General features: G+C 64.7%; 19 protein-coding genes. 17 read left to right on the plus strand and 2 right to left on the minus strand.

What is annotated here, in order from left to right; all coding sequences use genetic code 11:
• Nucleotides 1-217: 217 nt before the first annotated feature.
• From ACTJK4_RS10120 to ACTJK4_RS10200, 17 genes are all read left to right on the plus strand, one after another.
• Entirely contained in the window at nucleotides 218-1,342 is a 1,125-nt protein-coding gene (locus ACTJK4_RS10120) for a collagen-like triple helix repeat-containing protein (protein ID WP_260801594.1), read from the plus strand.
• A gap of 568 nt (nucleotides 1,343-1,910) precedes the next feature.
• A complete protein-coding gene (locus ACTJK4_RS10125; protein ID WP_440817837.1) occupies nucleotides 1,911-2,096 on the plus strand; it encodes a Flp family type IVb pilin in 186 nt (61 codons plus the stop codon).
• Nucleotides 2,097-2,188: 92 nt separating this feature from the next.
• On the plus strand, nucleotides 2,189-2,653 hold the full coding sequence (locus ACTJK4_RS10130; RefSeq protein WP_440817839.1) for an A24 family peptidase: 465 nt from the start codon (nucleotides 2,189-2,191) through the stop codon (nucleotides 2,651-2,653).
• A gap of 64 nt (nucleotides 2,654-2,717) precedes the next feature.
• Complete coding sequence (locus ACTJK4_RS10135; protein WP_440817841.1) at nucleotides 2,718-3,221, plus strand: TadE/TadG family type IV pilus assembly protein; 504 nt, start codon at nucleotides 2,718-2,720, stop codon at nucleotides 3,219-3,221.
• Between the two features lie 52 nt (nucleotides 3,222-3,273).
• Nucleotides 3,274-4,203 carry a Flp pilus assembly protein CpaB gene (gene cpaB, locus ACTJK4_RS10140; RefSeq protein ID WP_440817843.1) on the plus strand — a complete coding sequence of 310 codons (930 nt, stop codon included), beginning with the start codon at nucleotides 3,274-3,276 and terminating at the stop codon, nucleotides 4,201-4,203.
• Nucleotides 4,196-5,560, plus strand: coding sequence for a type II and III secretion system protein family protein (locus tag ACTJK4_RS10145; RefSeq protein WP_440817845.1), 1,365 nt, complete (start codon nucleotides 4,196-4,198; stop codon nucleotides 5,558-5,560). Before cpaB ends, ACTJK4_RS10145 begins: the two co-directional genes overlap by 8 nt.
• 9 nt (nucleotides 5,561-5,569) lie before the next feature.
• On the plus strand, nucleotides 5,570-6,913 hold the full coding sequence (locus tag ACTJK4_RS10150) for an AAA family ATPase (RefSeq protein ID WP_440817847.1): 1,344 nt from the start codon (nucleotides 5,570-5,572) through the stop codon (nucleotides 6,911-6,913).
• A complete protein-coding gene (locus ACTJK4_RS10155; RefSeq protein ID WP_232039703.1) occupies nucleotides 6,910-8,265 on the plus strand; it encodes a CpaF family protein in 1,356 nt (451 codons plus the stop codon). The genes ACTJK4_RS10150 and ACTJK4_RS10155 overlap by 4 nt, the downstream gene beginning before the upstream one ends.
• Nucleotides 8,258-9,184: a type II secretion system F family protein gene (locus ACTJK4_RS10160; RefSeq protein WP_440817849.1), complete on the plus strand. Its 927-nt coding sequence runs from the start codon at nucleotides 8,258-8,260 to the stop codon at nucleotides 9,182-9,184. The genes ACTJK4_RS10155 and ACTJK4_RS10160 overlap by 8 nt, the downstream gene beginning before the upstream one ends.
• A 9-nt stretch (nucleotides 9,185-9,193) precedes the next feature.
• Nucleotides 9,194-10,183, plus strand: a complete 990-nt coding sequence (locus ACTJK4_RS10165) for a type II secretion system F family protein (protein WP_440817851.1) — start codon at nucleotides 9,194-9,196, stop codon at nucleotides 10,181-10,183.
• Nucleotide 10,184: 1 nt separating this feature from the next.
• On the plus strand, nucleotides 10,185-11,120 hold the full coding sequence (locus tag ACTJK4_RS10170; RefSeq protein ID WP_440817853.1) for a hypothetical protein: 936 nt from the start codon (nucleotides 10,185-10,187) through the stop codon (nucleotides 11,118-11,120).
• Nucleotides 11,117-11,446 (plus strand): DUF3613 domain-containing protein, encoded by a 330-nt coding sequence (locus ACTJK4_RS10175; protein WP_232039699.1) that lies wholly within the window; start codon nucleotides 11,117-11,119, stop codon nucleotides 11,444-11,446. The genes ACTJK4_RS10170 and ACTJK4_RS10175 overlap by 4 nt, the downstream gene beginning before the upstream one ends.
• Before the next feature lie 93 nt (nucleotides 11,447-11,539).
• Nucleotides 11,540-13,186, plus strand: coding sequence for a TadG family pilus assembly protein (locus ACTJK4_RS10180; RefSeq protein ID WP_433868430.1), 1,647 nt, complete (start codon nucleotides 11,540-11,542; stop codon nucleotides 13,184-13,186).
• Nucleotides 13,187-13,201: 15 nt separating this feature from the next.
• Nucleotides 13,202-14,608 (plus strand): sigma 54-interacting transcriptional regulator, encoded by a 1,407-nt coding sequence (locus tag ACTJK4_RS10185; protein WP_440817854.1) that lies wholly within the window; start codon nucleotides 13,202-13,204, stop codon nucleotides 14,606-14,608.
• Between the two features lie 107 nt (nucleotides 14,609-14,715).
• On the plus strand, nucleotides 14,716-15,507 hold the full coding sequence (locus ACTJK4_RS10190) for a DUF2968 domain-containing protein (RefSeq protein ID WP_440817855.1): 792 nt from the start codon (nucleotides 14,716-14,718) through the stop codon (nucleotides 15,505-15,507).
• Nucleotides 15,508-15,657: 150 nt separating this feature from the next.
• The gene (locus ACTJK4_RS10195; RefSeq protein ID WP_440817857.1) at nucleotides 15,658-18,897 is read left to right on the plus strand and encodes a bifunctional cytochrome P450/NADPH--P450 reductase; all 3,240 of its coding nucleotides are present in this window, start codon (nucleotides 15,658-15,660) and stop codon (nucleotides 18,895-18,897) included.
• Nucleotides 18,898-19,088: 191 nt separating this feature from the next.
• A complete protein-coding gene (locus tag ACTJK4_RS10200) occupies nucleotides 19,089-19,379 on the plus strand; it encodes a hypothetical protein (RefSeq protein WP_004627354.1) in 291 nt (96 codons plus the stop codon).
• Between the two features lie 53 nt (nucleotides 19,380-19,432).
• Here ACTJK4_RS10200 and ACTJK4_RS10205 read toward each other — a convergent pair whose 3' ends face one another.
• The gene (locus tag ACTJK4_RS10205) at nucleotides 19,433-20,587 is read right to left on the minus strand and encodes a Gfo/Idh/MocA family protein (RefSeq protein WP_232039694.1); all 1,155 of its coding nucleotides are present in this window, start codon (nucleotides 20,585-20,587) and stop codon (nucleotides 19,433-19,435) included.
• Between the two features lie 154 nt (nucleotides 20,588-20,741).
• Nucleotides 20,742-21,086, minus strand: coding sequence for an antibiotic biosynthesis monooxygenase family protein (locus ACTJK4_RS10210; RefSeq protein WP_260801606.1), 345 nt, complete (start codon nucleotides 21,084-21,086; stop codon nucleotides 20,742-20,744).
• Nucleotides 21,087-21,107: the final 21 nt, after the last annotated feature.

The raw sequence follows: 21,107 nt of genomic DNA on the forward strand, positions 1-21,107 counted from the left end.
GTCGTAACGCTCGGAACACGGATTTGGGAGGGAAACGGTCTGTGTTCAGGGCCGGGTAATACCTGGCGCGCTGCCTACAAAACCAATAACCACGCCGTCCTTTGAAAACTGAATCCGCCTTCTACTGCGCCTGGCATGCCATTTGCAGAATGTGGCCCGCAGTCCGCAATACCGAGCTCAGACATCAAGACACATCATTCCAAGAAGGGGACGGACCATGACTCACATTCGACACTCCATGCGCGTTGCGCCCTTGGCCTGCGCTGTTGCCGCTCTCATGCTGGCGGCTTGCTCTTCGGGAGGCTCCGGCTCCGGCAGTTCGCCGAATCCGAGCCCGAGCGACACGACGGGCGTGACCCCCGTCGGCAAGGTCGCAAACGGCACCGGCAACACCGTTGTGGCGACCGGCCAGGCAGTCAGCAGCCTGGGCTCAACGCTCCAAAACGCAAACATTCCAGGCTTGTCGGACCAAGCCAAGGCAGGCCTCGGCGGCACCGTGGACAACACGGGCAAAGCGGTCAGCGATCTCGGTCTCGGCATCCAGACCGGGCTCGGCAAGATGGGTCAGAACCCCAACCCGATTGGCACGACGGTGGCCAGCACCGGCAATGTCGTGACGGACCTCGGCCAGGCAACCGTAAGCGCCGGCTCCCTCGTGCAGGGCCTCGGCCAAGGCTCTGGCGCACCGCTCGCACCGATCACCCAGCCGGTGGGCGGCGGCGTTCAGCAGATCGGCCAAGCGCTGATCGGCGGCGGCACGTTGCTGGGTAGCGCACTGTCTTCCGGCGCGGTTCAGCAGGTGACGCAGCAACTGAGCACGGCCATCGTGCCGGTGACTACGCAGGTCAGCGGCGCCACCCAGATGATTGGCGATTCGACGGGCCTGGGCGGGGCCTTGAACAACCTGTTGGGGACCGTTGGCGGCGGCGTGGCGGGTGCCGGCAACACCATCACCGGAACCGGCGTGCCGGTGGTCTCGAATTTGGGCCCGGTGGTGACTTCACTCGGCACCACGGTTGCGGCGGTGGGCGGCGTCGCAACGACCGGCGGGTCGGCGGGCAGCAACCCGCTGGGAGGCCTGCTCGGCGGCGTGGGCGGCGGCACCGGCGGCACGAACCCTCTGGCTCCGTTGACCGGCTTGCTGGGCGGCGCATCTGGAGGCTCCAACCCCCTGGCCCCTGTCACGGGCCTGCTGGGCGGCGCAGCCGGTGGCAGCAACCCGCTGGCTCCTGTCACCAACCTGCTGAGCGGCGCGACCAGCGCGGCCGGCGGCGCATCGGGCAGCAATCCGCTGGCCCCTGTCACCAACTTGCTGGGCGGCGTTGGCAGCCTGGCGCACTGAGCAGTACCTGTCTGTGCTCTTGAAGGTGCGCGGGCGTGTTCCCGTCGCTCGCGCATCCTTTTTTTGCCTGGACAGAAATGGGGAGCGTTCAGACTGGCCCCGAGAATTAATGGGAAACCCATCCGGATAATCGATCTAGTCTTCGGATCATTAGGGGATTTCCATTAGTTTTCAGAGGGTTGGCTTGTTTCTAATAAAATTAAATAGAGACTTCACTCTAATTTGAGGCAAGTACCTCAATTGAGTTATTTTGTTTGCGGTGCCGCACGCCTATAAAGTTGTTACGGGGTGTTACGTGACATACGTGACACGCCGAAAAAAATGGATGCCCATGGGGGGGCGTGCGGTTGATCATCGGGCGTGTTCGGGACACTCCGTTCGGTGATATTTGAATTCCGTTCCATTAGTGGAACGGCGCGAACGGCAAGTTTTTTTGCTGATCGTGTCATCGCTGTAAATCCCCATGCGTTTTATCCGTTATTAGTCAATATGAACTGGCTAAGGTTGGAGCGCCGAAAGCTGGTCGGGATCAACACATCCGCGGGCGAGTGCAAACAGGAGAGAGATCATGAAGAACGCCATTCTGAAGTTCATCCGTGACGAACAAGGTGCCACTGCCGTCGAGTACGGTCTAATCGCTGGCCTCGTCGCTGCGGCGATTGCGGTCGCAGTCGGCAAGCTGGGTACCGAACTCACCACCGTGTTCAACAGCATCTGTGGAGCAGTCAAAGGTGGTGGCGCTACCACGTGCTAGAGCGCTGGTATGGCCATGCAGATACCGCTGGCTGGGCAAGTGTCGTAGTTCTCGCAATCCTTGCAATCACGTGGGACATCCGCTCGCGGCGCGTGCCGAACTGGCTCGTCGCTGCGGGGGTTGTGCTGTCCGTCACTCTGATCAAGTTGGGTGGGGTCCAGGCGCTTGCCTATGACTGGCAGGACTTCTGGCTCGGCGGCGCGATCGCGTTTGCCTGCTTTCTGCCGCTGTACGCCCTCGGCTGGATGGGCGCCGGCGACGTGAAGTTCTTCACTGTCGTCGGCCTGCTTGCTGGCTGGCATGGCCTTGTGGCCGTATGGCTTGTCTCGAGCATGATTTCCGGCCTGCATGCGCTCGCGATCATGGTGTTACGCCAGTTCGATGCGTCGTCGCCGCCTGCTTGGATCGTGATGCGCGTGTGCCCAGCGATCGTGCGTTGGGACACCGCTCAGGCAGGGCGCCGCGGCATCCCGTACGCCGCCTATATGGCAATCGGGTTGCTGAGCCTTCCATGGGTGCCATCAGCGATGCGCATGCCGTGGCTGCCGGGCATGTAGTTCAGACAGTTGAAGCGTTGAACAAGAGCCGCCAAGCGGCCAGCCTATAAGAAAGGAGTCGGCCATGCCGACATTGCAACGGGAACGGGAGGGTGCTGGCATGCACCCGCAAGTCCGCACGCATGCTGGCCGCTGCCCCCGGCGGCAAGGCAGTCGCGGCGCGGCTTCAGTCGAATTTGCCATCGTCGTGCCAGTGCTGCTGGTGCTCATGCTCGGCATCGTCTACTACGGCATGATCCTCGCCATGCAGCAGGCGCTGACCCTGGCGGCGGAAGAGGGCGCACGCGCCGCGCTCCGCTATCAGCCTTCCAATACGCAGCGCGTGGCAGCTGCCTATGCGGCCGTGACGTCGGTACTCCCCACGTTCCTTACCGGGCGGGTTCAGACCAATCAGAACAGCACCCCGCTGGTGAATTGCCAGAACGTGGCAGGCATGCAATGCCTGAGCGTGGTCCTGACGTTGCCCGTGACCTCCGGCAATAACCCGTTGCTGCCTTCGATACCCCTGTTGCCCGCGCCGGACACATTGACGGGTTCAGCCGTCGTGCAACTGGTGCCCGGCTCCTGACACTTTTCAGTTCGTTGCCCCTCTTGATCGATCGCTCGGACACGCCGCCCAGATGACCAGCAAACACCTCCAGATCTTCGCCGCCGCGCTGCTGCTGCTGGCCGCCATTCTTGGCGCCGTGGCATGGAAGACGGCGCATCGCCCGCCGGCACCCGTGGCTATGCAGAAGGATGGCAAGGCCGTCTATCCGGTGGTCGTGACCACGAAACCGCTGGAGGCGGGCAAGCCCATCACCGCGGACCAGTTGGCCGTCGAGCAACTGCCCATCAATCCGGCCGAGGCGTTTTCGGACGTGACGAAAGTGGTTGGGCGTGAACCCATTCTGCCGGTCGGTGTGGGTGTGCCGTTGATTGCTTCGCAACTGTCGTCGGGCCTTGCGCAGCAGGTGGAGGCCGGGCAGCGGGCGGTCGCCATCAACGTGGACGAGGTGATCGGCGTGGGCAACCGCGTGATGCCGGGCGATTACGTCGATGTTTTCCTAGTGATGCGCAAGGATGGCCAGGAGGTTGAAGACAGCCAGGCGCGCCTGCTGTTGCCGCACCTGCGCGTGCTGGCATTTGGCCCGCTGGCCGTCAATGAAGGGGCGCAGAAGCAGCCCGAGAACACCGGGGTCACGCGCAAGGTCGATCAAGCCAAGACGGCCGTGCTGGCAGTGCCGGTAGAGGCGGTTAGCCAATTGGCGATGGCACATCAGAGCGGCCGTCTGCTGCTGGCGCTGCGCAACCCCGGAGACGACGCCGAGCCGACCGTGAAGCCGCAGGACGCAGCGCTGCTGGCTGCCGCCAGCCGCAATCCGATGGACGTGGCACAGGCCGGGGTATCGCTTGCCAGCCTGACAGGCGCGGCGCGGCGCTCGCCGGTGCTCCAGGTGCCGCCGCTGCCCGTGGTGGCGTCAACGCGCGCGACCGCACGAACCAATACGGTCGCCACCGGCGGCGTAGAAATCATCCGCGCAGGAAAACGTGAGGAGCAACATGACTGATGCCGCCATGGTTCGCGGTTGGATGGGCGTACTCGCGTTGGGCTGCGCCGCCTTCGTGCCGAGCGCATTTGCCGAGACGGCACCGACCGGCCAGACGCTTCATCTCCTGACAGGCAGTCAGCGCGAAATTCGCCTGGGCAAACCGCTCGAGCGCATTGCCATCGGCAACCCTGAAATTGCCGATGCGTTGCTGCTCAAGGGGCGCGGTACGGCCACGAGCGTTTTGATCATCGCCAAGAAGCCGGGCGCGGCCAACGTGATGGTCTGGACGCAGGGCGGCGTTGCGACGACTTACAACGTCCAAGTGGACGCCGCGACGCCTTTGCCTGGCGATCCGGCCGTGGTTGCGCAGGGCGATAGCGCCGTCGTGTCAGGCCAGCCTAAAGACGTCTACGCGCTTGCCCGTGCGCGCCGCTCGGCCGCCGTAGCCAGCGGCGGGGAAAAACCTAAAGGCGGCAACGTCATCGACACCACCTCGATGAACGTGCCGGGCACGGTGCAGGTCGACGTGCGTGTGGTGGAGTTCAGCAAGACGGTGCTGAAGGAAGCGGGCTTCTCCTTTAGCCGCACGCGTGGCGGTTTCAGCTTCAGCACGTTCTCCCCGTCATCGCTGACCAAGTACACATTCGGCTCGTCGGGGTTGTCGACCGAGTCGACCATGCCGATCGGCTCGGCGTTCAACCTGCTGATCGGATCAGTCAGCAAGGGGCTCTTTGGCAACCTGAGTTTGATGGAATCGAACGGTATGGCGCGCGTGCTGGCCGAGCCAAGCCTGGTTGCTTTGTCAGGCCAGAGCGCCAACTTTCTGGCCGGCGGCGAGATTCCGATTCCCGTGCCGCAAGCGCTGGGTACCACCACCATCGAGTACAAGCCGTTCGGCATCGGGCTGACGGTCTCCCCGACGATTCTGTCGGAAAACCGCATCGCCCTGAAAGTGGCGCCTGAAGCGAGCGACCTGGATTTCAGCCGAGGCGTCACGCTCAATGGCGCAACGGTGCCGGCCATCGTCACGCGCCGTGCCGATACGACCGTTGAGCTCGGCGATGGCGAGAGCTTTGTCATCGGCGGGCTGGTCAGCCGATCGACGCTGTCCAACGTCGACAAGGTGCCGTTCCTGGGCGACGTGCCGATCATCGGGACGTTCTTCAAGCGCCTGAACTACAACCAGGAAGAACGGGAGTTGGTGATCATCGTCACGCCCCATCTGGTCAAGCCGATGGCACGCAATGCGCCGATCGACAAGATGCTGCCGGGACAGAGCGGCGGGCAGGATCGCGATACCGCAGGCGACGCTGTGTGGCGGCCGTTTGCCCTGGGGGTGGCGGATCCGGCCACCATGCCCGGGTTCTCGAAGTAAGGGGCCGGCATGGATTACTTCCTTCTGCACGGCGGCGCGCGTGGCGGTATGCAAGGCGACGCCCAGGCGGCAGCTGTGCACCGCTGGCTGGCGGGGGCGATTCGCGAGCTGGGCGTGCTGGTGGCCGAGACGACCGGCCACGACGCGTTCATCGAACAGATTGGCGCAGTGAACCCCGAGGTCGTGTTCGTGCGCTTTGCCTCGTCGCCCACGCTCATTGACGTGCCCGATCACGACCAGAAGCTGGGCGAGGGCGCCGACGCCATCAACGAGGCGACGCAACTGGTCGCGCAACTCACGCGCTTGTTTCCGGGCTTGCCGCTGGTGGCTGTGGGCTCGGCTGCCGATGGCCGCGCGATGCTGGCTGCCTTGCGCGCAGGGGTCAAGGATTTCGTCGATGTGGACGGCGCACCGGCCGAGGCTGTGCGCGTGGTGCGCCGCCTGCTGGCGGAGCGCGCATCGGCTGAGCCGACCCGCCGCGGCCGCGTGCTGGCCGTGTTGGGCGCACGCCCTGGCGTGGGCGCCACAACGCTGTCCACCAATCTGGCCACGCTCGTGCGCCGCACGTCGGCCAGTGATGTGATGCTGCTCGACCTGGGGCAGCCGCTGCGTGATGGCGCGCTGTATCTGAATGTGCAGGCCAATTTCCATTTCGTCGAGGCCGTGCGCAACCTGCGTCGCTTCGACCAGGTATTTGTACAGACCGCGCTGTCGCGTCATCCGAACGGGCTTGCCGTTCTGCCGCTGCCGATCTCGCTGGCGGAAATGCGCGACATCTCGTTCTCTGAAGCGCTCGGCCTGCTCAATCGGCTGCGTACGTTCTTCGACCTGCAGGTCGTTGACCTGGGCGGTTTCGGCAACATCGACTTCATCGCACAGATCATCAAGGCCGCCGACGACGTGATGCTGGTAACCGAGCAGAGCGTAGGCGCCATCGTGTCGGCCGCCGAGCTGATGCAGGAACTCAAGAAGCGCGAGATTGACCGCGACCACCTGCACCTGACCATTTCGAAGTTCGACTCGCGCCTGTCGTTGGATGCAGCGCAGATTGCCGAGCGGCTGGAGATCCCCTCGGTGCTGACCGTGCCGAACCGCCGCGAAGCGCTGGTGATCGCCTCCAACCAGGGCGCGATGCTGGCCGAGACCCACCCTACAGATGCCTATGTGCGCGCGCTTGCGCAGATTGCCCAGACGCTCGGCTATGCGCAGCAGAGTGAGCGCGCGTCAGGTGTGTCGAGCTGGGTGTCGGGTGTGAGTGCGCGGCTGGGCGGGCGCTTTGGCGGGCGCTCCAAACGCAAGTCGGCAGACGCCGCTGAACTGGATATCGGTACCACCGAACGGAACGCGACATGACCCAACCCATCGAGTTCTCCAACCAGGCGGACGCCGGCCACGGCGTGTTCGCCGTTTCGCAGGCCTTCCAGGACATCAAGGAAGCCGCGCACGAACACCTGCTGACGCGCATCGAAGAACTCGGCGCCGAGTTCGGCCGTTGGTCGCGCACGGCCATCCAGCGTTTTGTCGATCTGGAAGTGGAAGGCTTCACGCGCATGCGCCGCATCCCCGTCAACGAGACGGAGGTGCGGCAGATTGCCGAGGCGCTCACCAAGGAGTTGGCCGGCTTCGGCCCCATCGAAGACCTGCTGGCCGATCCGGCGGTGGAAGACATTCTCGTCAACGGTCATCTGGACGTGTACGTGTCGCGTCACGGCATTCTCGAGCGCATTCCGGTGCGCTTTGCCGACAACAACCACCTGCTGCGCATCGTGCGCCGCATCCTCGCACCGATCGGGCGGCGGTTGGATGAATCAAACCCGATGGTCGATGCGCGCCTGCCCGACGGCGGCCGCATCAACGTGGTCATTCCGCCGCTGGCCCTCGAGGGGCCGGTGGTGTCGATCCGCAAGTTCCGGAAGGACCCGCTCAAGCCAGAAGACCTGCTTGGCCTGGGCACCATGAGTGCAGAGATCGGTGCGTTGATCGAATCTGCTGTGCGTGCCCGATGCAATATCCTGGTGAGCGGGGGTACGAGCTCGGGCAAGACGTCGCTGCTCAACGCCATGGCGTATCACATTCCGACGACCGAGCGCGTGATCACCATTGAAGACACGGCAGAGCTGTCGCTCAACCATCCGCACGTGGTGCGTCTGGAAAGCCGGCCGGGCGGCTTCGAGGGCACGGGCGTCGTCACGATTCGGGAGCTGCTGCGCAACAGCCTGCGCATGCGGCCCGACCGCATCATCGTGGGCGAAGTGCGTGGCGGCGAAGTGCTGGAAATGCTCCAAGCCATGAGCACCGGCCACGATGGGTCGATGGGCACCATTCACGCCAGCAGCCCGCGCGAATGCCTCTACCGGCTGGAAATGCTGGCGGGCTTTGCCGGATTCCAAGGCAGTGAGGTGAGCTTGCGCCGGCAGATCACCAACGCCATTGATTTCATCGTGCAGATCGGGCGGTTGTCCAACGGCAAACGCCGCATCCTGTCGATCACGGAAGTGACGGGGCTCGGGGACAACATCATCTCCACGCAGGAGCTGTACCGCTACGAGCCCTACGTGGGCCCGGATGGCGAAGAGGTCGACCGCTGGACGGCGCTTGGCCTGCAGCCGCATTCGCCCAAGCTGGCCCGCATGCGCAACAGCGAGGGCGGCGGGATGGATGGTGGAATGACCGGATTCGGCGGCGGAGGCCGTTTCCATGTCTAGCATGACGCTCTGGTTTGGTTGCCTCGCGCTGCTGCTGATGGGCGCATCGCTCATGCTGTGGGCGGAGGCCGTGCGCCGTCGCGAGCGTGAGGCGTCGCGCAGCTTCGTGCGCGCACAGACCGAGCAGATCAATGCGCGTTATCAACCGAATGTGGAGCCTGTGCCGGCAAGCGTGCCCGATTCGCTCAATCGCGCCTGGCACGATGCACTGCGCCGTGCCGACATCGAGCCGAGCCGGCGTTTTTACGTGCTGCTGATTGGCCCGGCGCTGATGATTTCGCTCGCGGTCTGGGCGATGTCGAGCACGCTTTCGGCCCTGACGGCGTTAGCACTGTATGTCTTGATCGTTGCGTTCCTGCTTTGGAACCGCACCCGGAAGATGAACGAGCGCCTGCTGGCGCAGTTGCCGGGCTTTCTCGATGGCGTGGTGCGGCTGATGAGCATCGGCAGCGCGGTGCCCGCGGCGTTTCAGGCGGCGAGTGCCAATACCGAGCAGCCGTTGCGCAACTGCCTGATCGCCATCACGCAGATGCAACGCGCGGGCAAGGACCTCGATGCAGCGGTGCTGACCGTCGGCCAGCAGTACCGCGTGAAAGAACTGGTCCTGCTGTCGTCGGTGCTGCGCCTTGCATTGCGCTACGGCGGGCGGGCCGACATTGTGATGGAGCGCACGGCTGCATTCATGCGTGACCGACAGCAAGCCCAGCGCGAACTGGTTGCACTGTCGGCGGAAACGCGGTTGTCCGCATGGATCATCGGCCTGCTGCCGATCGTGGTGGGTGGTGTCATCGTCATGTTCAACGCGGCATACATCATGTCGATGTGGCGTGACCCGTTCGGCAAGACGTTGATTCTTACGGCATTCGGCATGGAAGTGCTGGGTGCGGTCATGCTGGCCAGGCTGGCGAAATCGGTCTGAGGAGAACGCATGGACGATGCCCTGATCACCCTCAGCCTGACCGCGGCGGCCGCAGGCGTGCTGGTATTCGGTGGGCTCGCGCTGCGTGCAACGCTCACGCGACATCGCAGCGCACGCAAGCTCGATACGGCGCTGTCCGATATGCGCGCGATGGCGGCTAACCCCGCCGCACCCGCTGCGTCGCCGGTTGTACAGCCCGCCGCCAAGCCCCGTCCGCACGGCCCGCGTGAAGCGCAGCAGCTCCAGCAACAGATTGCCAAGGTGGGACAGCGCTGGATCGACACTGGCCTGGGCCGCCGCATCGTGGCGGAGGAAGACCGCAAGTTGCTCGAGGAATGCGGCTACTACGGCGAACACGCCCGCACCGTCTTTGGTGGGACCCGTATCGTGCTGCCGCCGCTGCTTGCTGTGTTCGGCGCATTGCATGCGTCATCGCTCCTGTTCGTGTTCGTGTTCAGTTTTGTCGGCATCGCGTTGGGCTACCTTGCGCCGAAGTGGCTGCTCGGGCGCCGCAAGGAAAGCCGCCGGCGCCGTATGGACGATGAGCTGCCCGTCATGGTCGACATGCTGCGGCTGCTGCAGGGCGTCGGCTTGTCAATTGACCAGAGCCTGCAGGTGATCGCCAACGAGTTCCACAGCATGCTGCCCGTGCTGGCGGGTGAATTTGGCCGCGCCAACCAGCAGTTCGCCTCGGGCCGCCCCCGCGAGCAAACGCTGCTGCGCATTGCGCGACTGTTCGACAACGAAGACCTGAAGGGCCTCATCACGCTGCTTACGCAGGTGGATCGCTTCGGCGGCGCGGTGCAGGAGCCGCTGCGGCAGTTCGGCGGCCGTCTGCAGGAGAACCGCCGCGCGCGGCTGAAGGAGCGCGTGGGCAAGCTGACCGTGCAGATGACGATGATCATGGTCCTGACGCTATTGCCCGCGTTGCTGATCGTCACGGCGGGGCCCGGCTTCATGGGCGTCATGCGCAGCCTGCAACACACCGGGGGACATTGAGATGACACGCTTCCCAAACACCGCGCGCGCCAGCTGGGCCGGCGTGGCCATGTTGACCATCCTCTTGGCTGGCTGCGGCTCGATGGCCACGTCCGAAATGAGCCTGCGCGCCGATGCCGACATTGAAATGGCTCGTCAGCGTCAGAGCCAGGAGAAGTCCGAGATCACCAGTCCGGCGACGTATCTTTCGCTGATTCGCAAGATGCAGGAGCAGGGCCTGTATTACGCATCGCTCGCGCATATCGATGCCTACCAGCAACGCTATGGCCGCGCGCCCGAAATCATGCTGCTGCGCGCGGATGCGCTGCGCGAAACCGATCAACTTGCCGCTGCCGATGCCGAGTACCGCGCGGTAGTGGGCGCCACGTCTGCCATGGGTGCAGGCACGCAAGGCGGATTGCTCAATGCCGCCGCCTGGCGCGGGCTGGGCATCGTTGCGGGGCGCCAGGGCAACTTTGCCGAGGCGGCTCGCCGGCTGCAGGTCGCGGCTCAGGCGAATCCGACCGATGCCAGCACGGCCAGCGATCTTGGTTACGCGCTCATGCGTGCCGGCGAGGTCGAGCAAGCCCGCGTGCCATTGATGCAAGCGCAGCAGATGGCCGCCGCCAGCCCAAAGATCGCCGGCAATCTGGTGATCTGGCTGACCGTGAACGATCGCAAGGACGATGCTGCATCCCTCGCGTCGCATGCACAACTGACGGCATCTGCGCGCAAGGCAGTCGATGACGACGTTGCCCGCGTGCGCGCTGCCTGGCGAGATCGCCGTATCGCTCGGGAAACCACGACGATGGCGCCGCGCGTTGTGGCAACCGGGCCTTCTGCCGCAGCGTCTGCGGGCGTTTCGATCGCCGCTGCGGCGACCGCCACCCACACATCGGCCCGCCCGCTGGCATTGCAGCGCGGTCGCCTGCTTGACACCTTGGAGGCTTCGCAATGACTTTCCGCATCTTGATGGCCGCTGGCGTGGCGGCATGGCTGACGTGCGGCGTTGCCGGCGCCCAGGGATTCTCGGGCGGCGACCCGCAGAGCGCTGCGACGGCGCCGAAGGTCGGCACCCAAGTGGGCGATGCGACGCGAGCGCTGCTCAAGGCGCAGGCCGAGGGCACCTACGCGGGCGAGTTCGTACCGTTGCGAGGCGAGCAGGCAGCGCTGGCCTATCAGCGCTACCTCAATTCGTTCAACCAGGCCATGCCCGGCTTGGCACAGCAGAGCTCCGGAACGCGGGCCTCCACTGTCAACCTTGTTCAGCAGTCTGGGCGCTGATCCCTGCGAAACGTACCTCACGCTGTGACACGAGCCGCCGCCCCCCGTCTTCGCCGAGCCGTCTTGCTCCGCCGCCTGCGTGGCGCGGTCAGCGTGATGACGGCCACCTTCATTGCCACGGTCGGACTGGCGGTGTTGGTGTCGATCGACATCGGCAACCTGTTCTATCAGCAGCGCGCGCTGCAACGCTCGGCCGATCTGGCAGCGATGGCCGCCGTGCAGCGGCTTGACCTGCCGACCGCCGCACAACAGGCGGTGGTGCAGAACGGACTGACAGTGGATGGCACCAATGTCACGCTGGCAGTCGTGCCAGGCGTCTGGGATGCCAGCGCGGGCACGGCGCCCACGTACTTCACCGCGCAGGCGGCTGTTGACGGCAACACCAACGCAGCGCAGGTGACGATCACCCAGAACGTGCCGTATTTCTTCATGGTGGGCCGGCGGCAACTGACGGCGACGGCGATTGCGAAGAACACATCCATCGTGGCGTTCTCCCTCGGGTCTGGGCTTGCCTCAGTCGATAACGGACTTCTGAACCAGCTGCTCGGATACCTGCTCCACACGAACTTGAATATCGATGCCGTTTCGTATCAGGGGCTGGCCACGACCAACATCCGCCTGGCCGATCTCGCGGTCGCGCTGGGTGCGGGGTCGATGCAGGAACTGCTGTCGCTCTCGCCTAGCCTGGGGACTTTTTTCAATGCTGTGATCTCGGTGGCGTCGCAGTCCGGCCTGGCTGGGGTGTCGGTGGGCGGGGCAGGCGCCAGCAATGCGCTGTCGTTTGGCAGCGATCTGAATGTGCCGATCAATATTGGCGATGGCGGAGCCTCGTCGCCGGGCTTGTTGCAGGTGCTGGCGCTGGCGGGCAATGAACAGGCTGCCCTCAATGCCACCGTCAATGTGCTCGACCTCCTTACGACGGCTGCGCAGATTGCGAATAGCCAGTCGGCCGTGAATGTGGCGCCTGTTGTGCTCAACATCCTAGGGCTTGGGACGGTCTCGCTATCGCTGAAGATCATCGAGCCTCCGGCCATTGCGGTTGGGCCACCAGGACAATTCTTGTCGGGGCCGAACGCAGGGCAATGGCGAACGCAAGCGCGGACGGCGCAAGTGCGGTTGGGTCTAGGCATCAATGCCAACGTGCTGGGGGTTGCCGGTATTACGTTGCCGATCGGTTTGCAGGTCGCGGGCGCCCAGGGGCATGCGAAATCGACCAACTGTGTCGTTCCTCGTCAGAACTCGACAGCCACCATCTCAGCGCAACCCCAGCCCGTTTCGCTGTGCATTGCTACAGGGGCGGATACGGCGGTAAGTGGCGCGTTGAATTGCGCATCGGCCGCACCGGCGCCTCTCGTCACTCTGCTTGGGATTGGTGCAGTGAGTATTAAGGCCAACGTGTCGCCGGCCCCCAATTCGGGGTGGGCTGACGAAACCATCGCGGCCACTCAGATCGGATTGAATCCGCAGACCGATACAAGCGGCAATTCACCACCGCGTGTGAGTACGCAGGCAGTGTTTGGCTCTGTCCTGAACAGCAACCTCGATCAGCTGCAGTTGACTGTCCTGGGAATTCCACTTGGGCCGATTGGTACGGCGATTCTGTCTCCGGTGCTAGCTCTGATTGGCTCGACCCTCGACGCGGTACTCACCCCTCTACTCGAAGTCCTCGGCATCCAACTCGGCTACGCCGACATCAAACTCCTCTCGCTCGACTGCGACGCCGTCGAGTTGGTTTACTGACATGGAAGCGACGACATGAAAACCGATCGCTGGGCGTACGAAACGCTTGAGATTTTTGTCTGGGAAGGCCGCCACGACATTGCCGATCGTGTAGCGCGGTTCATGGCGCCGTTCGGGGCGGAGGTCATCCGCGCAGGCGGTATCGATTTTCAGCCGGCCGAGCCTCGGCTCAAGCCTGCGGTGGCGGTGATCAGCGCATCGGTGGTGGAAAGCGGTGGCTTTACGGTGCTCGACTGGCAGGCCGCGCAAGGCATGCCGGTGATCTGGGTGGCGGCGGATACGCAGCATGATTCGAGCCGCTTTCCGCCCGAATACACGCACGTGCTTGGGCCGGATTTTGGTGCGACCGAACTCCGTGCGCAGATCAGCAAGGTGCTGCCATCGATGTCGTCTGCGCAGGCTCAGGCGCAGGATCAGAGCGATCTCGTGGCTGCATCGTCGGCCATGCACGGGTTGCTGGAGCAGGTCGATACCTTTGCCGATTGCGACAGCAACGTCATGCTTTATGGCGAAACCGGCGCCGGCAAGGAACGTATTGCACGCCTGCTGCACGACAAGAACAGCGTCTACGGCAAGGGGCCGTTCGTGGCGGTCAACTGCGGCGCGATTCCCGACGGGCTGTTCGAATCGCAGTTCTTCGGCCATGCCAAGGGCGCGTTCACTGGCGCCATGTACGCGCACCGTGGCTACTTCGAACAAGCCAATGGCGGCACGCTGTTCCTCGATGAGCTGGGCGATCTGCCGCTGTATCAGCAGGTGAAGCTGTTGCGCGTGCTGGAAGACAGCGAATGCACGCGGCTGGGCTCGACGGTGCCGGTCAAGCTGGATTTCCGGTTAGTGGCAGCCACCAACAAGAACCTGCGCGAGATGGTCGCCACGGGCAAGTTCCGGGCCGATCTGTACTTCCGCTTGGCCGTGATCGAGCTGCGCATCCCGAGCCTGGAGCAGCGCGGCGCGGATGACAAGATCGCACTGCTGCTTTCGTTCCTGCGGCATCTGCTGGGCGACAAAACCTTTGACGCCATGCCGCCGGTGCCGGAATGGGTGCGGGCGTCGGTCACTCGCGCCTACTTTGCCGGCAACGTGCGCGAGTTGCGCAACCTGGCAGAGCGCATCGGCATCACCCTGCGCCAGTTCGGCCGCTGGGACGAAGCCCGCATCCTGCCGCTGTTTGCCGGCCTGCAGCGCGATGCCTTCGAGCGCGAAGGCGGCAATGGCGGCTATGGCGAGCGCAGTGGCGGTGGGAATGGCGGAAATGGCGGCGAAGAAGAGCGCCGCCGTATCTTGGCCGCACTGGATGCCAACAATTGGCGCCGCCAGGACACCGCCGCCACGCTGGGCATCAGCCGCAAAGTGCTGTGGGAAAAGATGCGCAAATACCAGATTGCCGACGGCGAAGCCGAGCTGCGCGAGCTGGAGTGACGCCATACAACACCCTCCTGCGCGGCGGGCGTCCGGCGCGCCACTTGGGGAGGCGGATCGCGTATAGTTTTCGGCTGCAACACCTGCGCAGAATCCACAGGGTCGAGATGAGAACACAAAAACAATCAGGGAAAGCGTCGCACCAGGCGTTTCAGAGGGGATTGGCCATCGCGGCCGCGGTTTCAGTCATGGCCGGTATGACCGCCTGTACTTCGGCTGTGGCGCAGAGTCCGGCTGCACCGCCCACCGCCATTGCACCGATTGCCGCCGCCGCGCCCGTGCCGGCGTTGACGGCCACGGTTGGCCAGCCGGCGGCAACGGCACCCGCCGCCAGTGCCCCAGCCACGCCCGGCAGCGCGGCCCGCACCGGCGCTCCGGCCCCGAGCAGCGCCGTATTCGAGCTGCAACAGCGCATGCAGGCGCACGAACTGTCGGAGCTGCGAACCACGTACAACGGCGCCTACGGTGCCAGCCTGCTGTTTGCCCAGAGTGACCTGACCTACTACGTCACGCTGTTCCAACAGAAGGACCTCTGGCGTGTCATCAAGACCACCAACGAAGCCTCTGCTGAGCGCCTGTACAACGACTTCGCCAAGCAGACTCGCACGATGGCCGATCTGGAACTGCAGCGCATTCGCCTGGAAGCCCAGAAAGAGCGTTCCGAGCGCCAGATTGCCGCCCAGCAGGAAAAGCTCCGTGGTCTGAAGACCGACCTGGACATCCAGCGTCAGCAGCAGGCCCAGGCGCAGGAACGGCAGAAGACTGCCCGCACGGAGGCCGAAGCGCTGGATATCGAACGCCGCGCCGCTCGCGCCCGCGTCGACGAATTGCAGCGTCAGATCCGCGAACTCGAAGCGCAAGTCAACGCGCCGTTCAGTCCACAGCCGCGCCGTCGCTGATTCCACGCTTCACGTCATCCTCAGATCGGGCGGCCTACGGGTCGCCCGATTCACTTTTAGGGGCCTGCATTCAAACATGGCGACTTTGTTTGATACCGAGCGGGGCGGCGCGTACATTGGCGGACAATCCATTTTCGCAGTCGACCGCGCATGCGTTCCGCCTCCGAGTTACCCGCCAATGTTTCGCCCGCAACGGCGGCGCCCATCCCGCAGCCCAAGGGCTTGCCGTGGCTGGGCAACCTGCTTCAACTTCCCAAAGACCGCCTGGCCCAGACACTTCTGGAAACCAGCCGGCAGTTTCCCCAAGGCCTGTACCAACTCGACTTTGCCGGGCGGCGCGTGCCGTTTGTCTATTCCGCCGATCTGGTGGCCGAACTGTGCGACGAAACGCGCTTTCGCAAGCTGATCGGGCCACCGCTGTCGTTCCTGAGGGCGGGGGCGGGCGATGGCCTCTTCACCGCGCATGAGGACGAGCCCAACTGGGGCAAGGCGCATCGCATTCTGCTGCCGGCCTTCAGCCAGCGCGCGATGAAGGGCTACTTCGACGTGATGCTCGAAGTAGCCAATGCGCTGGCCGACAAATGGGCGCGTCAGGGGCCCGACGCCGATATCCCCGTGGCCGACGACATGACGCGGCTCACGCTCGACACCATCTCGCTGGCGGGCTTCGGATACCGCTTCGATTCGTTCAACACGCCGGAGCTGCATCCGTTCTTGGCGGCCATGGTGGGCGTGCTGTCCGAAGCCATGGGCAAGCTCACGCGCCTGCCGCTCAAAGATCGCTTCATGCGCGAGCACCATCGCCGGTTCGAGCACGACGTGGCTGCCATGCACCAATTGGTGGACGAGGTGATTCGAGCACGCCGTCAGGCAAAAGATGGCGGCATCGGCGCGAGCGACCTGCTCGGGCTGATGCTCAACGCCCGCGATCCGGTGTCGGACGAGCCGTTGGATAACACGAACATCCGCTTCCAGGTCATCACCTTCCTGATTGCAGGGCATGAAACCACGAGCGGCCTGCTGACCTTCGCGCTCTACATGCTGCTGCGCCATCCGGCGGTGCTGGCGCAGGCGTATGCCGAGGTTGACCGCGTGCTGCCGGGCGATACCGTGCCGCAGTATGCGCACCTCGCGCAGCTCGACGTGATCGAGCGCGTGTTGAAGGAAACGCTGCGCCTGTGGCCGACTGCCCCGAGCTTTGGCGTGGCGCCTTACGAAGACACGCGCATTGGCGGTCGCTACGCCATCCGCAAGGACCAGCGCGTGGTGACCGTGCTGCTGGCCCTGCACCGTGACCCGGCGGTGTGGGACCGCCCAGAAGTCTTCGATATCGACCGTTTCCTGCCTGAGAACGAAGCCAAGCTGCACCCGCACGCCTACAAGCCCTTCGGCAATGGCGAGCGTGCCTGCATCGGCCGCCAGTTTGCGTTGACCGAAGCCAAGCTCGCGCTGGCGGTGATCCTGCAGCGCTTTGCGTTGTCCGACCCTCACGATTACGGCTTCCACATCAAGGAAACGCTGACGCTCAAACCGGACGGTTTCCGCCTGCGCGCGCGGCTGCGCAACGCGCGGGAGCGGCTGTCGATCGCCATGCCTTCGGGCACAGAGGTGGTCCCGCAAGACGACGCCGAGGCCGCACTTGCCGGCGGTGGCGAACCGATGCATGTGCTGTACGGCGGCAGCCTGGGCACTTGCCAGGACATCGCTGAGCAGCTTGCTGCCACCGCATCGCGCGCCGGCTTCGACGCCAAGGTCGCGCCGCTGGACACGATTGCCGACGCGCTGCCGCAGCAGGGCGTGCTGATCGTGGTGGCCGCCACCTACAACGGCCGCGCGCCGGATAGCGCCCGCACGCTGGAGGCGCGCCTGGATGCCGCTGATGCGCTCACGCGGCAGGCAACAGGATTGCGTTATGCCGTCCTTGGTTGCGGCAACTCGCAATGGCCCGCGTTCCAGGCGTTTCCGAAGCGGGTGGAAGCGATGCTTTCTGCAGCCGGCGCACACGCCATCGTGCCGCGCGGCGAGGCTGATGGAAACGCCGGTTTCGACGCCGCTGTCGATGGCTGGACGCGCAGCCTGTGGAGCGCCCTGGGTGCCCGCCAGGCACAAGCCGATGGGTCCTCCGTCCACGTCGAGTATCTCGCTCCCGATGCCGTACGCGCCGCTACGCTGCCGCCCGCCGCACGTGCGATGACGGTGCTCGCCAACGAAGAACTCGTCAGCGACCCCACCGGCCTCTGGGACTTCACGCAGGAAGCCCCGCGCGGCCCCACGCGTCACCTCACCGTGCGGTTGCCCGACGGCGTGACCTACGCCACCGGAGACCACCTCGCCGTCTACCCGCGCAATGCCGACGACCGTGTCGACGCGGCCATCGTGCGACTCGGGTTGGAGGGCGACGCGCTCGTCACGCTGACCGCGCGCCATGCTCACGTGCGGCACCTGCCGCTCAACCAGGCGGTGTCCGTGCGCCAGCTGCTGCGTGATTTCGTCGAGCTGCAGGACACCGCCACCGTGCGCGACATCACCGCGCTGCATGCGGCCACGCGCTGTCCGTTCACGCGGGGTCAGCTTGCCGTCTGGCTGGAGGGCGACGAAGCGGCCAAGCGCTTCGACCAGGACATTCAAGCCGCGCACGTGAGCGTGCTTGACCTGCTGATCCGCTTCCCCGCGATTGAATTGACGCTGGAGGCGCTTCTCGCGCGGCTTGGCGCAATGCGGCCGCGCTTCTACTCCATTGCGTCGTCGGCACATGTGTCGCCGGGTGTGGCAGCGCTCACGGTGGGCACGGTGTCGGGGCCGGCATGGTCTGGAGTCGGCACGTATCGCGGGACGGCATCGAACTACCTGATGACGCTGCGTGCAGGCGCGGAGATCGCCGCCGCCGTGCGCACGCCCAACCCGCCGTTTGCCCCCGATGCCGATGCCGGTAAGCCGATGGTGCTGATCGGCGCCGGAACGGGCATCGCGCCGTTCCGTGGCTTCTTGGAGGAGCGCGCCGCGCAGCAGGCGGCAGGGGAGGCGGTGGCAACGTCGCTCCTGTGCTTCGGCTGCCGCCACCCCGAGCACGACTTCCTCTACCGCGACACCTTGCGCGCGTGGGAAAACGCAGGCGTGGTGCGCGTTTTCGCGGCGCATTCATGCGTGGCCGATCATCCGCATCGCTTCGTGCAGCATGCGCTTTGGGACGCGCGCGAAGCCGTATGGGCGGCGTTCGATGCCGGCGCCACGTTGTACGTGTGTGGCGACGGCCGTGCGATGGCACCGGCGGTGCGCGACACGCTGATCCGCATGCACCAGGCGCGCTACGGTAGCGACCTTGAGACCGCGTCAGGCTGGTTGACGACGCAGATGCAATCCGGCCGCTACCGCCAGGACGTCTTCAATTGAGGGCGCTGATAGGGCCTGATAGGGCGCCGATAGCGGGCGAGTGTGTTGCGGCACTGCCGCATTGACGGCCCCGCTTGGGCAGGGGCACGGGTGCCCCATGTTACGATTTGCCCCTCGGAGCAATGCGCTTTTGGCCCAGCGACGCCCTGCCAGGCGCGTCCGGCGCAGCGGCTCCACGAGGAGAAATGAGAATGTGGCGCCGAATCAAAGCGTCCTGGATGGCGATCTTTCTGGTCACCCTGCTGGGTGTCGGGTACTTGTGGATGTACCGTTTTGAGCCGCTGCTCTCTGGCGAAGCCGGGAGCGACGTGTTCGTGTGGGACCGCTGGACCCACCGCGTCTGTGCGCTGACCGACAACGGCGAAGCCACGGAATGGCGTTGCGATAACGCCATGGAAACCGACGGCTCCAGCAGCAACACCAATTCGGATGTCTCGATCCGCAAGCGCATGCGAGACGCCGTCCAGCGCATCAAGCTGTAAATCCTGAATCCCACGCCCGCCGTTCGTTGCGGGCGTTTTTCTTTCCCTGATCGTTATCCCTTGCTGGGTTCAGCCGCGTCCACCAGTTCCGGCGGGGGCACGGGCGGGAGCTTGCGCACCTGCGCGGTTTCCATGCGGCCCTGACGCTGGAACGGCCCAAGGTTTTGCGGTTGGCCGGATTCCAGCGCGCGCTCGATGGCGGCCAGCACGCGCACGTCGGCCAAGCCTTCCTCGCCATTGGGCTCAGGCTCACGGTTGTTGAGGATGCAATCGGAGAAATACTGCAGCTCGCCGCCAAACTGGTCGGTGGCGTCGAAGGCTTGTTCGTGCGTCTTGCCGTCGATGGTGGCGCGGTACTTCAACCCCACGCCAAACATGAAGCCGGGCGAGACTTCCAGGTCCCCCTTTGTGCCGAGGATGCGGTACTGGTCCATGCTGGCGCCGCTATAGCTGACCACGAACTGGGCGATGCGGTGGTCGGCAAAGCGCAGCGTGACGCTGACGGTGTCATCAAAATTGAAGGGCAGCTCGGGGTCGCGCACCCCACAGGCGGAAACCTCCACCGGCTCTTCGCCAAACAGATTGCGCACCGCGTTGATGGGGTACACGCCCATGTCCGACACAGGCCCGGCCCAATAGCCGTGGCTGGCGCGGTGGTTGGACGGCGCGACCGATTGGCTGAACATGGCCGAGAACGCGCGGATGCGCCCCAGCTTGCCTGCGCGTACGAGTTCAATGGCGGCCAGCGTGGCGGGCTCAAAGTGCAGCCGGTAGGCGATCATCAGCTTTGCGTTGCCGTTGCGGGCCGCTTCGATCATCGCTTCGCAATCCGCCTCGCTGGTTGCCATGGGCTTTTCAAGCAAGACATGGATGCCGCGCTGCAGGGCGGGCAGGGCGTATTGGCGGTGCATGTCGTTGGGCAGCGCCAGGTAGATCGCGTCGATATCTCCGGAGGAGAGCAACTGGTCGTAGTCGGCATAACCGTGGACGTGCTCGATGCCGTAGCGGTCGGCCAGCGCCGTGGCCTTGGCTTCATCGCCGGTGACCAGCGCGGTGACGACGGAGTTGCCGCTCTGCGCTACGCCCGGCAGAAACGCCGCCTGCGAAATCCACCCGGCGCCGACCACGGCATAACGCACGGGGCTCTGAACGGTGCGGGCTGGAGCGACTTGCGGCTCACGTTCAGCTTCATGAAAAGCGGTAGACATGACAATTCCTTTGCAATCGTTGCGCACGGAGGGCCTGCCGATGCCGTGGTGCGGCGCGCTTGGCCGTGCGGGTTCTAACTGACTAAGCAAAGGTGGTGCCCGGTGAGCGTAAAAGGCGTCACACCGGGCCATGTTCGAGCGCAGTGCGGTGCGCTCAAACGTGCTCGGCGCGGCTGTCGGTGGGGGCTTGGTCGCGCTCGGTCATGCCGTAGTCGCGCACCACGTGGGCGATGCGCAGCCGGTAGTCCGCAAACGCATGGTCGCGGCCGGCGTGCTGGGCGCCGCGGTGCTGCTCCATGTTGCGCCACGCCTTCACGGCCTCTTCATCGCGAAAGAACGACAACGAGAGCATCTTGTCCGGGTTCGTGATGCTCTGGAAACGCTCCACCGAGATGAAGCCGTCGACCTGCTCGAGCAACGGCTTCAAACGTGCGGCCAGGTTGAGGTAGGTATCGCGCTGGCCTGGTGCGGGTTCGACTTCGAAGATGACGGCGATCATGGCAAGTCTCCTGTGGGGTGT

Source organism: Ralstonia sp. 22111 (assembly GCF_052045895.1).
GTDB lineage: Bacteria > Pseudomonadota > Gammaproteobacteria > Burkholderiales > Burkholderiaceae > Ralstonia > Ralstonia wenshanensis.

What these genes read in the sequence shown, in the direction of transcription:
- ACTJK4_RS10160 (WP_440817849.1), top strand. Translation starts at nt 8,258, where the DNA reads ATGTCTAGCATGACGCTCTGGTTTGGTTGCCTCGCGCTGCTGCTGATG.
- ACTJK4_RS10190 (WP_440817855.1), top strand. Translation starts at nt 14,716, where the DNA reads ATGAGAACACAAAAACAATCAGGGAAAGCGTCGCACCAGGCGTTTCAG.
- ACTJK4_RS10125 (WP_440817837.1), top strand. Translation starts at nt 1,911, where the DNA reads ATGAAGAACGCCATTCTGAAGTTCATCCGTGACGAACAAGGTGCCACT.
- ACTJK4_RS10155 (WP_232039703.1), top strand. Translation starts at nt 6,910, where the DNA reads ATGACCCAACCCATCGAGTTCTCCAACCAGGCGGACGCCGGCCACGGC.
- ACTJK4_RS10165 (WP_440817851.1), top strand. Translation starts at nt 9,194, where the DNA reads ATGGACGATGCCCTGATCACCCTCAGCCTGACCGCGGCGGCCGCAGGC.
- ACTJK4_RS10135 (WP_440817841.1), top strand. Translation starts at nt 2,718, where the DNA reads ATGCCGACATTGCAACGGGAACGGGAGGGTGCTGGCATGCACCCGCAA.
- ACTJK4_RS10150 (WP_440817847.1), top strand. Translation starts at nt 5,570, where the DNA reads ATGGATTACTTCCTTCTGCACGGCGGCGCGCGTGGCGGTATGCAAGGC.
- cpaB (WP_440817843.1), top strand. Translation starts at nt 3,274, where the DNA reads ATGACCAGCAAACACCTCCAGATCTTCGCCGCCGCGCTGCTGCTGCTG.
- ACTJK4_RS10200 (WP_004627354.1), top strand. Translation starts at nt 19,089, where the DNA reads ATGTGGCGCCGAATCAAAGCGTCCTGGATGGCGATCTTTCTGGTCACC.
- ACTJK4_RS10145 (WP_440817845.1), top strand. Translation starts at nt 4,196, where the DNA reads ATGACTGATGCCGCCATGGTTCGCGGTTGGATGGGCGTACTCGCGTTG.
- ACTJK4_RS10170 (WP_440817853.1), top strand. Translation starts at nt 10,185, where the DNA reads ATGACACGCTTCCCAAACACCGCGCGCGCCAGCTGGGCCGGCGTGGCC.
- ACTJK4_RS10205 (WP_232039694.1), bottom strand. Translation starts at nt 20,587, where the DNA reads ATGTCTACCGCTTTTCATGAAGCTGAACGTGAGCCGCAAGTCGCTCCA.
- ACTJK4_RS10210 (WP_260801606.1), bottom strand. Translation starts at nt 21,086, where the DNA reads ATGATCGCCGTCATCTTCGAAGTCGAACCCGCACCAGGCCAGCGCGAT.
- ACTJK4_RS10185 (WP_440817854.1), top strand. Translation starts at nt 13,202, where the DNA reads ATGAAAACCGATCGCTGGGCGTACGAAACGCTTGAGATTTTTGTCTGG.
- ACTJK4_RS10195 (WP_440817857.1), top strand. Translation starts at nt 15,658, where the DNA reads ATGCGTTCCGCCTCCGAGTTACCCGCCAATGTTTCGCCCGCAACGGCG.
- ACTJK4_RS10175 (WP_232039699.1), top strand. Translation starts at nt 11,117, where the DNA reads ATGACTTTCCGCATCTTGATGGCCGCTGGCGTGGCGGCATGGCTGACG.
- ACTJK4_RS10120 (WP_260801594.1), top strand. Translation starts at nt 218, where the DNA reads ATGACTCACATTCGACACTCCATGCGCGTTGCGCCCTTGGCCTGCGCT.